General features: G+C 37.2%; 13 protein-coding genes. 3 read left to right on the forward strand and 10 right to left on the reverse strand.

The window, feature by feature from the left end; translation table 11 throughout:
* Positions 1–92: 92 nt before the first annotated feature.
* The 10 genes from murG to mraZ form a co-directional block, all read right to left on the reverse strand.
* Positions 93–1214, reverse strand: coding sequence for an undecaprenyldiphospho-muramoylpentapeptide beta-N-acetylglucosaminyltransferase (gene murG, locus WFK35_RS06155; RefSeq protein ID WP_336731871.1), 1122 nt, complete (start codon positions 1212–1214; stop codon positions 93–95).
* A gap of 34 nt (positions 1215–1248) precedes the next feature.
* Positions 1249–2487, reverse strand: coding sequence for an FtsW/RodA/SpoVE family cell cycle protein (locus WFK35_RS06160; RefSeq protein ID WP_076391176.1), 1239 nt, complete (start codon positions 2485–2487; stop codon positions 1249–1251).
* A gap of 23 nt (positions 2488–2510) precedes the next feature.
* Entirely contained in the window at positions 2511–3848 is a 1338-nt protein-coding gene (gene murD, locus WFK35_RS06165; protein ID WP_116099092.1) for a UDP-N-acetylmuramoyl-L-alanine--D-glutamate ligase, read from the reverse strand.
* A gap of 65 nt (positions 3849–3913) precedes the next feature.
* On the reverse strand, positions 3914–5155 hold the full coding sequence (gene mraY, locus WFK35_RS06170) for a phospho-N-acetylmuramoyl-pentapeptide-transferase (protein WP_076391180.1): 1242 nt from the start codon (positions 5153–5155) through the stop codon (positions 3914–3916).
* Positions 5156–5172: 17 nt separating this feature from the next.
* Positions 5173–5538 carry a hypothetical protein gene (locus WFK35_RS06175; protein ID WP_336731872.1) on the reverse strand — a complete coding sequence of 122 codons (366 nt, stop codon included), beginning with the start codon at positions 5536–5538 and terminating at the stop codon, positions 5173–5175.
* 20 nt (positions 5539–5558) lie between these two features.
* Entirely contained in the window at positions 5559–7019 is a 1461-nt protein-coding gene (locus WFK35_RS06180; RefSeq protein ID WP_336731873.1) for a UDP-N-acetylmuramoyl-L-alanyl-D-glutamate--2,6-diaminopimelate ligase, read from the reverse strand.
* A gap of 72 nt (positions 7020–7091) precedes the next feature.
* Positions 7092–9083 (reverse strand): penicillin-binding transpeptidase domain-containing protein, encoded by a 1992-nt coding sequence (locus WFK35_RS06185; protein WP_336731875.1) that lies wholly within the window; start codon positions 9081–9083, stop codon positions 7092–7094.
* Entirely contained in the window at positions 9067–9432 is a 366-nt protein-coding gene (locus WFK35_RS06190; RefSeq protein WP_100377881.1) for an FtsL-like putative cell division protein, read from the reverse strand. Before WFK35_RS06190 ends, WFK35_RS06185 begins: the two co-directional genes overlap by 17 nt.
* Before the next feature lie 101 nt (positions 9433–9533).
* Positions 9534–10427, reverse strand: coding sequence for a 16S rRNA (cytosine(1402)-N(4))-methyltransferase RsmH (gene rsmH, locus WFK35_RS06195; protein ID WP_108408923.1), 894 nt, complete (start codon positions 10425–10427; stop codon positions 9534–9536).
* Between the two features lie 37 nt (positions 10428–10464).
* On the reverse strand, positions 10465–10923 hold the full coding sequence (gene mraZ / locus WFK35_RS06200) for a division/cell wall cluster transcriptional repressor MraZ (RefSeq protein WP_214587901.1): 459 nt from the start codon (positions 10921–10923) through the stop codon (positions 10465–10467).
* Positions 10924–11195: 272 nt separating this feature from the next.
* On the opposite strand from mraZ, the gene WFK35_RS06205 reads away from it, so the two are divergent.
* From WFK35_RS06205 to WFK35_RS06215, 3 genes are all read left to right on the forward strand, one after another.
* Positions 11196–11957 (forward strand): alpha/beta fold hydrolase, encoded by a 762-nt coding sequence (locus WFK35_RS06205; protein ID WP_214587903.1) that lies wholly within the window; start codon positions 11196–11198, stop codon positions 11955–11957.
* Between the two features lie 66 nt (positions 11958–12023).
* Entirely contained in the window at positions 12024–12647 is a 624-nt protein-coding gene (yihA, locus tag WFK35_RS06210; protein WP_336731876.1) for a ribosome biogenesis GTP-binding protein YihA/YsxC, read from the forward strand.
* Positions 12640–13089: a GNAT family N-acetyltransferase gene (locus tag WFK35_RS06215; RefSeq protein ID WP_336731877.1), complete on the forward strand. Its 450-nt coding sequence runs from the start codon at positions 12640–12642 to the stop codon at positions 13087–13089. Before yihA ends, WFK35_RS06215 begins: the two co-directional genes overlap by 8 nt.
* The last annotated feature ends 958 nt before the right edge of the window (positions 13090–14047 follow it).

Raw genomic sequence — 14047 nt, forward strand, 5'->3', positions numbered from 1 at the left:
TTGGTTTTGTTAACCCTTCGACAAGCTCAGGGTGACATCTCTAATACTAACTGTCTATGTTTTGTCAGGTTGAGCTTGTCGAAACCTTAAATTTATTTTATCACTTTAAAAATCTCGTCTACAATCTCTTTTGCTGCATTTGGTTTGGCAAAATATTTCAGATTTTCAGACATTTCTTTTCTTACTTTTTCATTTTCGCATATTTCTGAAAGGGTATTCCAGAATTTGTCCTTCATCTCGGAGTCTTTTACCATTCGGGCTGCATTTTTTTCAACCAGATTCATTGCGTTTTTGGTTTGATGATCTTCCGCTGCAAAAGGGAAGGGAACCAATAAAACCGGCTTCTGCGCAACCGCCAGCTCTGAAATGGCAATTGCACCCGCTCTGGAAACAATGACATCTGCCGCAGAATAGGCGGTTTCCATGTCTTTGATGAATTCTTTGAGCTGGATGGAAGCTGGAAGCTGAAGGTCGGAAGACAACTCGCTGTAGTCTAACTTTCCGGTTTGCCAGATCAACTGGTAACCTTTTTCTTTAAGGTTTTCCAGATTGTCTTTCCATCCGTTATTTAATGTTCTTGAGCCTAAAGATCCTCCGACAGATAAAATCGTCAGTTTATTTTTATCCAAGCCCATTTTTTCTTTTGCCTGAGTGGTTTCCTGCATTCCGGAAATGATATTCTCCCGAATCGGATTCCCCAGAAACTTTATTTTTTCTGCCGGAAAGCCTTCCACTTTCGGATAGGCGGTGAACACGGCTTTTGCTTTTTTACTTAAAATTTTATTCGTAACTCCTGCATGAGCATTCTGTTCCTGAATAAAAATAGGAATTCCCAGTTTACTTGCCTCGTACAAAGCCGGTCCGCTTGCGAAACCTCCTGTTCCCACGGCAAAATCCGGAGCAAAACTTTTAATGATCTTCTTCGATTTGGATAAGCTTTTTAAAATTTTAAAAGGCAATCCTAGATTCGACAGAAGATTTCCTCTGTTGATTCCGGCAATATCAATTCCTTCGATTTTATAACCCGCCTGCGGAATTTTTTCCATTTCCATTTTTCCGTTGGCTCCTATGAACAAAAATTCAGCATCGGGAAATCTTTTTCTGATTTCGTCCGCAATAGCAATAGCAGGAAAGATGTGTCCTCCTGTTCCTCCTCCCGATAATAATACACGGATGGATTTTGTTTTTTGGCTATCTGCTGATGGTTTATTCATCTCTGTTTAAATCTTTTTTATAAATTTTTTTGTCTTAAGCAATGTCGTTAATCTCCGCTATGCTTTGTTTTTTGCCCATTCCTTCTTCATCGTAAATCTGAATTCTGGAGCTTATGTTTAAAATAATTCCCAACTGCAAATATGTTACCAACATTGAGGTTCCTCCGTAACTTATTAAAGGCAGCGGTTGCCCTGTTACAGGGATTAAATTGACGGCAACTGCAATATTTACAGATAGTTGTATAAAAATCATAACTCCGAGGCTGAGAACGAGCAAAGAGCCGAAAAAAGCAGGCATCTTACTGGCTATCATGACGATACGGATAATCATTATTAAGTATAAACTTACCAGAAAAACAGCTCCGATCACTCCGTATTCTTCTACAATCACAGCGAAAATAAAGTCGGAAGCAGACTGAGGGAGCATTTGTTTTAAAGCACTTTTACCGGGTCCCATTCCTGTAACTCCGCCGTGTACGATGGCCGCTTTTGCCATCATCACCTGATAATTTTTAGCTTTTACACTTTCGTCATCTACGTCGGCTGTTTTAGCTTTGCTGGATGTAAATGTTTCAATACGGCTCATCCACGTGTGAACACGGTTTCCTCCAATTAAGTTGGTGTTTAAAGCCACCAGTAAAAACAGAACAATTGCGATGAATGAAGCAGAAATAAATCCTGCAATGTACTTCCAGTGTAACTGTCCGATGACGAGCACAATCACGGAAACCATTAAAATCATCAACGCCGTTGAACCATTGTCTTTTGCTACCAGTACAAAAACCAGCAGAATCGGACCGAAGATGTACATGATGTTCTCAATCGGAAGTCGTTCCCGCGTTATTTTCTTGGTTAAATATCTGCACAGATAAATAATCAGCATTAAAAAAGCAAAGGAAGACGGCTGAAATGAAATCGGTGTTCCGGGAATTTTCAGCCATCGTGAAGCACTGGCTCCGTCAATGGTCTGTCCTGTGAACATAGTGACAATCAATAGAATAACCATTAAACCAAGCATGATGCTGCTGAGTTTTCCGATGTATTCGTATTTTACCATTCCGACTACTCTCATGATTCCCAAACCTAAGACTACGAAGAACATATGTTTGATAACGTGACCGGTTGTAGTCCCGTTATTAACGATATATTCGAGATTCGAACTTGCAGAATAAACCGGGAAAATAGAGAAAATGGAGATCACAAGAATGACCATCCAAAGTACTTTATCGCCCTTCAGGAATTCAAATCTGTTTTCTGTGTCTTGTTCGTTCATATATAATGCTGTTGGCTTTTTGGCTAATTGCCATTGGCTTTTAATACCTGCTCTTTAAACTGATGACCTCTGTCTTCATAGTTTTTGAATAAATCAAAACTTGCACAGCACGGAGACAGTAAAACCGTATCTCCTTTTTCAGCGAGAGATTTTGAGATCTCCACTGCTTTTTCCATGCTCGACGTGTCGTAAATAAATTCTTTTTTGTCTTTAAAGAAGTTGATAATCTTTTCATTATCAATTCCTAAGCAGACGATTGCTTTTACTTTTCTTTTGACTAATTCTTCAATTTCAGTATAGTCATTACCTTTATCTAAACCTCCAACGATCCAAACGGTAGGAGTTTTCATGCTTTCTAAAGCGTAATAGGTTGCATTAACATTGGTCGCCTTGCTGTCGTTGATGTATTTTACACCCTCAATTTCAGTTACAAGCTCCAGTCTGTGTTCAACCGCCTGAAAAGTCATTAATGAATTTCTTATGCTTTCATTATTGATTTCCAATATTTTACCGGCAATTGAAGCGGCTAAGCTGTTGGCAACATTGTGAGTTCCCAGAAGAGATAATTCATCAAGTTTCATTGAAAAAGTATCCTTCAGTTTTACCTCAATGGTTTCGTCGTTAATGAAACCTCCTTCTTCCAGTTTTTCCTTGGTGGAGAAAGGAATCATTTTCGCCTTAATTTCTAATTTTTCAAGAATATTTTTGCTCATCTCATCATCTTTATTGTAGATGAAAAAGTTGTCATTTTCCTGATTTTCCGTTATTCTGAATTTAGCCAGAGCATATTCTTCATAGTTGTAATTGTACTGATCCAGATGATCCTGTGACAAATTCAACAATAAAGAAATATATGGTCTGAAATTCTGAATATCGTCCAACTGGAAAGAGCTTACTTCCAGAACATAATATTCATGGTTTTCATCGGCAACCTGCTTTGCAAAGCTGTACCCGATATTTCCGCCTAAACCTACGTTTAATCCGTCGTTTTTCAGGATGTAGTAGATGAGAGACGTTGTTGTTGTTTTTCCGTTGCTTCCTGTGATGGCGATGATTTTCGCATCTGTAAATTCCGAAGCAAATTCAATTTCAGAAGAAAGTCTTATTCCTTTCTCGTTAATTTTCTGAATCATTTCTGCCTTTTTCGGAATTCCCGGACTTTTTACAATCCAGTCGGCATTTAAAATTCTTTCTTCATCGTGGCTTCCTTCTTCGAATTCAATTCCATTCTCGTTCAGAAACTGTCTGTAGTTATCCTTGATGGCACCTTTATCGGAAAGAAAAACTTCCATTCCTTTCTTTTTTGCCAGATAGGCAGCTCCGCAACCACTTTCTCCTCCTCCTAAAACAACTATTTTCATATAATTTTTGATTTAATGACTGAATTTTTCACTTAGGTAAATCATCCAGTTTTTAAATTAATTTTCTATCTCATCTTCAGGGTTATCAGGCATACAATTGCCAGCATTACTCCGATGATGATCATTCTGTTCACTATTTTACTCTCATGAAAGCCTCCCTTCTGATAATGGTGATGTAAAGGGGACATTCTGAATAGTCTATTGTTTTGGGCATATTCGAGCCCGAATTTTCTTTTTCTATATTTAAATACTACGACCTGAAGCATTACGGAAATATTTTCGATCAGGAAAATTCCGCAAAGGACAGGAATCATGAGTTCTTTTCTTAAAATAATCGCTAAAACGGCAATAACTCCGCCTAACATCAAACTTCCGGTGTCGCCCATGAAAACCTGAGCGGGATAGGTGTTATACCAAAAGAATCCGATTACGGCTCCTACCATTGCGACCACGAATATGGTGGTTTCTCCCATGTTGGGAAGGAACATAATATTCAGATAATCAGCGAAAATGATGTTTCCAGAAAGATAGGCAAACAAGCCGAGCGTTAGTAAAATAACGGTACTGGTTCCTGCGGCAAGACCATCAATTCCGTCGGTAATATTGGCTCCGTTTGAAACAGCCGTTACGATGAAAATCACAATAGGAATGAAAACAATCCAAGCCCATTCATGAGCGTCTTTATCGTTCATCCAAAACAGAATTCCACTGTAATCGAACTCGTTGTTTTTAGCAAACGGAACGGTAGAAACGGTTATTTTCTCGGTAGGCATAAAGTTTTGCTCTACATTATTTCTGTTTACCACTTTTGCATCTGCATATTTTCTTTTTACGGTAATATCGGGATGAAAATACATGGTAACTCCCACGATTAAACCCAATCCGACCTGTCCCACGATTTTGAATTTACCGCTTAAACCGTCTTTATTCTTTTTGATCTTTTTTAGATAATCATCCAGAAAGCCTATTGCACCCATCCATATCACGGAAACAATCAGAAGAACAATGTAAACGTTTGTAATTCTGGTAAATAGCAAAACAGGAATTAACGTTGCCAAAATAATGATAAGACCTCCCATTGTTGGAGTGCCTTCTTTTTGTTTCTGCCCGTCCAGACCAAGATCACGCACCAGTTCTCCCATCTGTTTTGCTCTCAGATAGTTGATGATTCTTTTTCCATACACCAAAGCGATGGTTAAAGAAAACAGAACCGCCATTCCTGCACGGAAGGAGATGTATTTCAACAGTCCTAATCCTGGAACGTGGATTCCCATGCTGGTTAAATATTCGTATAGGTAGTATAGCATTTCTTTTATTTCAGTTCTTAAAGATTATAAATTTTTGTAAAAACGTTATTTCTGTGTTTGCATAACGAATCAATATTTTTCTCGGGATTTTCAATTATTATTCTAATCCCTCCAAAAGGCTCATTATATAACTTTAAAATTTCTTTTTTATATTTTTTATCTTTACTCTCAAGGTATTTTTCACAAAGGCAAATTGCTACATCAACTTTTGCATTTGATTCTGATACCTCTAAATAACCAAGCTTTGGCTTGTTGAGTTCATAAGTTTGTTCACAATCTAAAATCTTAATTTTCTTTTTAGAATAATTATTTAAAAGAAAAACTATTAACAATCCTAATCCCAAAACTGCGGAAATTATTAATATGATTTTAGAGGTTTTCATTTATTTAAATTAAATATCTTTTATTTTGACATTAATTTCCACAGCTCATTAATGGTTTCCTTGTCGTCAAAATGATGTTTCACGCCGTTTATTTCCTGATAGGTTTCGTGTCCTTTTCCGGCTACGAGAACGATATCTTTCGGTTCTGCAAATTTTATCGCCATTTTGATGGCTTCTTTTCTGTCCGGAATTGAAGTGTATTTGCTGAAATTCTGAGGTTCAACACCGGCTTCGATTTCTTTGATGATTGCTGCCGGATCTTCTGTTCTCGGGTTGTCTGAAGTGATGATTGCCAATGTTGATTTTTTCGTAGCAATATTTCCCATTTCAGGTCTTTTTGAATGATCTCTGTCGCCTCCGCATCCGAAAACGGTGATCAGTCTTTCATTTTTTGTTCTGATATCATTAATGCTGTCCAGAATGTTTTCCAATGCATCCGGAGTGTGTGCATAATCTACGATAAAGAAAATTCCGCCGTCTGATTTAAAGGTCTCAAATCTTCCGGACACTCTTTTTAGTTTGCTGATTGCCTGTAAAATTTCGTCTGACTCAAAACCCAGCTCGGAAGCAATTCCGAAAACCAATAAGAGGTTGTACACATTGAATTTTCCGGTGAGTGTTGTCCAGAATTCTTTTCCGTTGAAATTCAACAGCATTCCGTTGAAATCCACTTCCAGTAATTTTCCGTGAAAATCTGCCATTGTCTTCAAAGCATAAGACCTTTTTACAGCTTTTGTGTTCTGAAGCATGACATTTCCGTTCTTATCATCCACATTGGTAATGGCAACCGCAGAATCTTCCAACTGATCGAAAAATCTTTTTTTCGTTTTCAGATATTCGTCAAACGTTTTATGATAATCTAAATGATCGTGTGTAAGATTGGTAAATCCGGCAATTTTAAAGTGAAGTCCTTCAATTCTGTTCTGGGCAATTCCGTGGGAGCTTACTTCCATAAATGCGAACTCGCAGCCTTCTTCAACCGCCTGAGCTAAAATTTTATTGATGGTAATAACATCCGGAGTGGTGTGTGTTGCCGGAATGATCTTTTCTCCGATTCTGATTTCAACGGTAGAAAGCAAAGCGGAATCATATCCTAAATTTTTAAATACATCAAAAAGCAGGGTAGAAACAGAAGTTTTTCCGTTGGTTCCTGTTACTCCGATTAATTTTAGTTTTTCTGAAGGATTACCGTAGAAATTGGAGGCTAAATGACCTAAAGTTTTGGATGAATCTTTTACTTTAATATAGGTGGCATTTCCATCAAGATGTTCCGGGAATTCTTCGCAAACAACTGCTGTTGCTCCTTTTTCCACCGAAGATGCAATAAATGAATGTCCGTCCACAAGCGTTCCTCTCATTGCGATGTACAAGGAGTTTTCCGTAACCTTTCTGCTGTCGAATACCAATTCTGAAATTTCACGGCTGTTGTCACCATGAATTTCTAATACCGGAATTCTTTTTAATAAATCATTTAACTGCATTTCTCTTTATTTGTTCCATAAGTTTCACTTACGGTTATTCATATTGAACCCTTCGGGTTCTTTTCTTTTTTTTTAATTCTGCAGAGACAGATAAATTCTCTGGTTTCTGCTTATGGTTGTGCCTTCTGTCGGGAACTGTTCTTTAATTCTTCCCACTCCCTTAAAATCTACACGGTAGCCTAAGTTTTCAAGCTGCGGAATCACATTTTTACCGATGAGTCCTACCACATTGGGCATCTGTTTATTATTTACTGCGACTTTTACGTTAGGTTCTACCATTTTGTTCAGGTTTACCTTTTTGTCGACAAGCATTTCTCTTTCAATATTCTGCGGAGTTTTCAGGAATGTTTTTCCTGCAATTTCTTTAAACACCGGTGCTGCAACGGTGGCTCCATAAAACCCTTTTGAGGTATTCGGCTCGCTGATCATCACATAACAGGTATATTTCGGATTATCAGCAGGATAGAAGCCTGCAAATGAAGAGCGGTATTTCATCGGGCCAGGAAGCCAGTATTCAAACCTTGCGGTTCCTGTTTTTCCTGCCATTTTTAAATTTGGTGTGAATATACTTTTTGCTGTTCCTTTTTCAACAGCTTTTGTTAAAGCATTGGTCATCATTTTAATGGCTTTTTCGGATGCCATTTTGTTGACCATTACTTCCGGTTTTGCCGTGTACATTACTTTTCCGTCCTTCATAATTTTATCAATAAATAAAGGCTTCAGCATTTTACCGTTGTTTGCGACTCCGTTATAGAAAGTGGCTAACTGCAACAGGTTTATGTTTGTAGAATATCCGTAGGCAATGGATGCGAGAGTTGCGGCATTCCATCTTTTGCTTTCGGGAGTTAAAATTTTTGGTTTTGTGATTCCCGGAAGTTCAATATCCATTTTATCGAATAACTTCCATCTTCTTAAATGGTCTAAGAAAATCTGAGGTTTTTCGGCGTAATATTTTGTAATCAATTTTGCGGAACCTACGTTGCTGGATTTAGCCAACACATCACTGATGTCATACGTTCCGCCGCCGTGACCGTCTGAAATTCTCTGTTTTGCATATACCCAGATTCCGTTTCCTACATTTACGGTTGTATTTTCATCGATGAAACCGTCATCCATTGCAGCCAAAAGTGAAATGGTTTTAAAGGTAGAACCCGGTTCTATATTGTCTTTCAGGGCATAATTATAAGAATCTACATAATCTCCATCGTCAGTTCTTCTTAAATTAACCATGGCGCGGACTTTTCCTGTTTCGGTTTCCATCACAATCACGGTTCCGTGTTTTGCTTCGAAGTTCACGAGCTGTTTCTGTAAAGCCGAGTGTGCAATGTCCTGAATTCTAAGGTCTAATGTGGTATAAACATCTTCTCCGTCAACAGGTTCCTGAACTTTCCAGTAATCAATTGGTTTCCATTGGGAGGAGTTGATTCTCTGCTCCAGTCTTTTTCCGTCTGTTCCTCTTAAATATTTAGAGAAAGCGCCTTCAAGACCTGCTGTGTGAACTCCGTCGTCCATTCCGATGGTTCCGGCTCCGATTTCTGAGGTAGCCAATTCTCTTTTATAGTTTCGGTCTACGATAAAACCTCCTTTGTTTTTGCCTTTTTTGAATATCGGAAACTTACGGATTCTGTCGTACTGGTCAAAATCAAGTCCTTTAACTAAAGTGTAGTATTGATTTTTCTTTTTTCTCTGTTCATCAAATTTCTTTCTGAATTCTGCTCTTGGCTTTCCGAACATTTTGCTGAGAGAATCTGTTAAAGCACCAATATTGTTGGTATAAATGGTGTCTTTCATCGTTTTGAAATCCAGATAGATGTCGTAACGCATGACGGTTGTTGCCAGAATAGAACCGTCTGACGCAAAAAGATTTCCTCTTGCTGCTTTTAAAGTGGCTTCGCGGTAGTTTTTGTTGATGTAATCGTCTTTAATTTCCTGAACGTTCGTATTCTGAAGAATAACGATGCGCGCAAGGAACATTACAAACACGCACAAAGCCACCACTGCAAAGAGGTAGCCCCACCGTAACGTTTTCTTACGTTTGTTGTCGTATTCATTTTGCTTTTGCATCTGTACTGTCCAGTTTTATTAGCAATTTATGAGGATGGTTTTCGAGGGTCATTAAAGAATCCCTTGCAACCTCTTTCCCCAGTTCCGATTCCATTTTTACTTTGATCAGCTTACTTTGTGCGTAAGCGTTTCGCGATTTATATTCTTCTGTTTCTTCTTTGAGTGCGTTAACAATTTTAATTTTTTTATTGACGAGGTGATTGCTGTAGATCATTGCCATCATCAATACAAACAACAGCAGAAAATACTTGTAGTGTATTTTAATCTCATCACGGTTCAGGAAATTTCCTTTTATAATATCTATAAAAGTTAATTTCTTCTGAGGACGATTTGTTGTTCTTTTTGCCAATTTAAATGTCAATTTGTTTTGCAGTGAATTCACTTTGTGGTTAATTGTCAAGTTTTCTGAATTGAACTAAAATTGACGATTCACAATTCACATATTCACTTTTATACTTTTATTCCTGTTCTCATTTTAGCACTTCTGGCTCTTGAGTTTTCTTCAATTTCCTTATCATCGGGAATGATGGCTTTGCTCTTTACCAGCTCGAATGCTTTTTTATAATTTCCGTAAATGTCTCTTTCGGGTTCTCCCTCGAACATTCCGTTTTTCAAAAATCTTTTTACCAGTCTGTCTTCCAGAGAGTGGTAAGAGATGACCACCAGTCTTCCTTCGGGTTTTAAAACGTTGTATGCCTGAACAAGCATTTCTTTTAAAACTTCCAGCTCCTGATTAACTTCAATACGTATTGCCTGAAACAACTGGGCATAAAATTTATTTACTTTATGCGGAGGAAGATAACTGAAGAGTTTTTTCAGATCTTCTGTTGTATCGATGCTTTTTGTTTTTCTGTGATGAACGATGTCTCTTGCTAATTTTCTGGCTTCTCTCAGTTCACCGTAGTAATAAAAAATGTCGGCAAGCTGCTCTTCATCGTAATCATTAATCACTCTTTTGGCATCAAGACCCTGCATTACGTTCATTCTCATGTCTAACGGAGCATTGCTTCGCGTAGAAAAACCTCTTTCGGCTTCATCAAACTGATGCGAAGAAACACCCAGATCTGCCAGAATTCCGTCCACCTGAGAAACTCCGTAAATTAATAAAGAGTTTTCCAGAAACCTGAAGTTCTGATTAATGAGCGTAAATCTCGGATCATCAATTGTATTTTTAAGAGCATCCAAGTCCTGATCAAAACTGAACAGTTTTCCTTTATCCGAAAGTCTGCCCAATATCTCTCTTGAATGGCCGCCGCCACCAAAAGTACAGTCCACATATATTCCGTCTGGATTCGTCACCAAATCATCAACACTCTGCTTCAGCAAAACGGGGTTATGATACATGTTTTTAGTTGTGTTTTTTTACGTTTTTACAACGCAGTTATTCTTCTTCGAATGTGCCCATTACATCTTCGGCAAGATTCGCAAAATCGTCTTCACTGATGGAGATTACTTTTTCGTAATCGTCCTTATCCCAGATTTCAAATAATTCTCCTGCACTGGTAATGACAATCTCTTTCTGAAGATTGGCAAAAACAGTAAGGTCTTTAGAAATCTGTAACCTTCCGGCGTTATCCAGCTCCGCAATTTTTACACCTGCCGTAAACATTCTAATGAAATCAGCATTCTTTTTAATGAATCTGTTCAGTTTATTAATTTTGCCCATCACTTTATTCCATGCATTCATGGGGTAAACTTCCAGACAGGGTTGGAACACAGATCTTTTGACTACAAACGCCTTGTCGTCGAAGTTTTCCATCTGTTTAATTAAAGAGGAAGGAACTTTTAACCGGCCTTTGTCGTCAATTTTACACTCATATGTTCCAATGAAACTGTTCATTTGGGACAAATTTATATAATAATTTCTAAAATCTCCCACTTTTTCCCACTTTTTCCCTTAATGTTAATAAGTTTTATTAAAGATTTAATTTTGATGGTGTAATAGATTGATATGTTGGATGTTGATAAACCTCTTATTTACGCCATAATAAATAGATTTTCAAAAAAACAGTTAAAAAAGAGTTTGATATATTATTTTTATTTTAAATTAGGGTAATCAAAATATTTTTGAGGTTTAATTTGTATTTTTGCAAGGCTTTATTAAGGCATTTTATGATATTTAGTACAAAAAAAGAAAAGAAATATACTTTCGTAGAAGCGGGGGAAGGACATCCATTGGTGCTGTTGCACGGTTTAATGGGTGGTTTGAGTAATTTCGATAAGATGGTAGATTTTTTTTCAGACAGGGGATTCAAAGTATATGTTCCTCAGCTGCCGATCTACGATTTGCCGGTACTCAATACTAATCTTACGACTTTAGCAAAATATATTGCCAAATTTATAGAAACCCATATTGAAGCTCCGGTAACGATTGTAGGCAATTCTATGGGAGGGCATGTAGGGCTTATCCTTACCCTGTCCAGACCGGATCTTATTAAAAATCTTGTGCTTACGGGAAGTTCAGGGCTTTACGAAAGAACTTTCGGGGACAGTTTCCCGAGAAAGAATGACCGTTCCTATATAAGAAAGAAAACAGAAGAGGTTTTTTATGATCCTTCTATTGCTACAGAAGATCTGGTAGATGAAGTTTTTGCTGTGGTAAATGACAGAATGAAGGGGATAAAAACGGTGATGCTGGCGAGAAGTGCCATCAAACACAACATGCTGCATGATCTGCCAAAGATTAAAACACCAACCTGTCTGATCTGGGGAAAACAGGATAATGTAACTCCTCCTGAGGTGGCGGAAGATATGCATAAATTTATTCCGAATTCAGACCTCTTCTGGATCGATCACTGTGGTCACGCAGCGATGATGGAAAAGCCGGATGAATTTAATGAAATTCTTTATAACTGGGTAAAAGATAAAGTTTAATTACAATATAAAATGACCATTAAGAGCTTTTCTTAATGGTTTGTTTTTCTAAAAATATTCAACAAAATGGTTATTAAAACAGCAACATTTGTAAAGAGCAGCGGAAAATGGCAGGATTGCCCGGAACCGAATCTTCCTGAGTATGCTTTCATCGGAAGATCAAATGTAGGAAAGTCTTCGCTCATCAATGCAATGATGAATCATAAAGATCTGGCTAAAACGTCCCAGACTCCGGGAAAGACACAGCTTATCAACCATTTCTTAGTGAACGAAAACTGGTATCTCACGGATTTGCCGGGTTACGGATATGCGAAAGTTTCGAAATCCATCAGAAAAGATTTTGAAAAGCTCATCACGAATTATATTCTGAACCGAAGAAATCTGGTTAATCTTTTCGTTTTGGTAGATTCCAGACACAAACCGCAGAATATTGATCTGGAATTCATCCAGTGGTGTTGTGAAAGCGGCGTTCCGTTTTCTATCGTGTTTACAAAAGCAGATAAGCTGAAGCCGAATGTTGTGATTAAAAATGTGGAGGATTATAAAGCAGAGCTTCACAAAACATGGGAAGATCTGCCGGAATTATATGTAACCTCAGCAGAAAAGAAGGAGGGTGGTGATGAAATTTTAAGTTTTATCCAGAAAACCAATGAATTTTTGATTAATAACAATGTAAGCTTTGATGAGTAATATTGTCTGGAAAATAAAAACGTTTGACGAATTTACGGTTCCCGAACTGTATGCGGTTTTAAAAGCCCGAATTGATGTTTTTGTAGTGGAGCAGAATTGTCCTTATCCGGATTTAGACGGTTATGATCAAAAGGCAATTCACATCTGGGCAGAAGAAGACGGCGAAGTTTTGGCGAACTGCAGGATTTTCGACAAAGGAATAAAATATGATGAAACTTCAATAGGAAGGGTTTTAACCACAGAGAAGGCAAGAGGAAAAAACTTAGGCAGGCAATTGATCCAATATGCGGTTGAAACGATCGAAAACCGTTTCCACACTTCTGAAATCCGGATTTCTGCGCAGGATTATCTGCTGAAATTTTATGGAGATTTCGGGTTTGAAGATACGGGAAAAAAATATCTGGAAGATGACATTCCGCATACGGAAATGCTCAGAAAATAAAGAAAAGCGAGGAATTGATTCTTCGCTTTTTTGTTTAGATAATGTTGTTGGATTTTTCGTCAAGACGCAAGAAGCTGAATATATATTTTATAAAAAGCGCAAAGATTTTATCTTTAAACTAATTTCAGAATTAACCGCAAAAGGGACAAAAGATGATGTTAAAGCGAATTTCCAAGATAATTAAAGCACTCAAAAGAATAAAAATCAAAGATTTTTAAAAACTATTGTTTTCTTTTTCATTTGTAATGATCAACTTTAAATAAAAAATTTAATAGATCTTTTGTTCCTTTTGCGGTTAAATAAAAGTTTAAACAGACTTTTTGATAAAATTGATTGAAAAATCTTTGATTTTTTTAACTTATGTGTTCTTTTCTTTCATTTAAGCTTTAAACTTAAACCATTAAAGTATTACCATCTTTTGCACCTTTAGATAAGTTTACTATTTAGTACACTAAAATATGCAGTGCATGAATAAAAATACAGTGAGCAACAACAAAAACATAGTGAGCAACAACTAAAATGTAGTGAGTAATGACAAAAATACAGTGAGCAACAATAAAAATATAGTGAGTAATAACTAAAATGTAGTGAGCAATGACAAAAATACAGTGAGCAATGATAAAAATACACTGCGCTAAACTAAAAATACGCTGTGCTAAAGCAAAAATGCCGAGAACCGAAATAAAAGCATAGCGGACTAGAATAAAAAGTACAAGAAGTATAATAAAAACGGTTGGAGGAAGTCTTATAACTCAATGATGCGGGTTGAGAATCGTATGTACAAAAAAACATTCTCAGACAGAAGGTCGAGAAAAAACATAAAAAAAAGGCTGTTTTCACGAGTTGTGATGCAGCCTCTAATATTTTTATTTTCCGGAAATGGCTTTTAAGATAATAGGTTCCAAATTGGAAGGAAGATCCGCAGATTTGATCTGATAATTTTTAATTTTCATTTCTT

Origin of the sequence: Chryseobacterium sp. VD8 (assembly GCF_037149975.1) — a bacterium.
Lineage (GTDB): Bacteria > Bacteroidota > Bacteroidia > Flavobacteriales > Weeksellaceae > Chryseobacterium > Chryseobacterium indicum.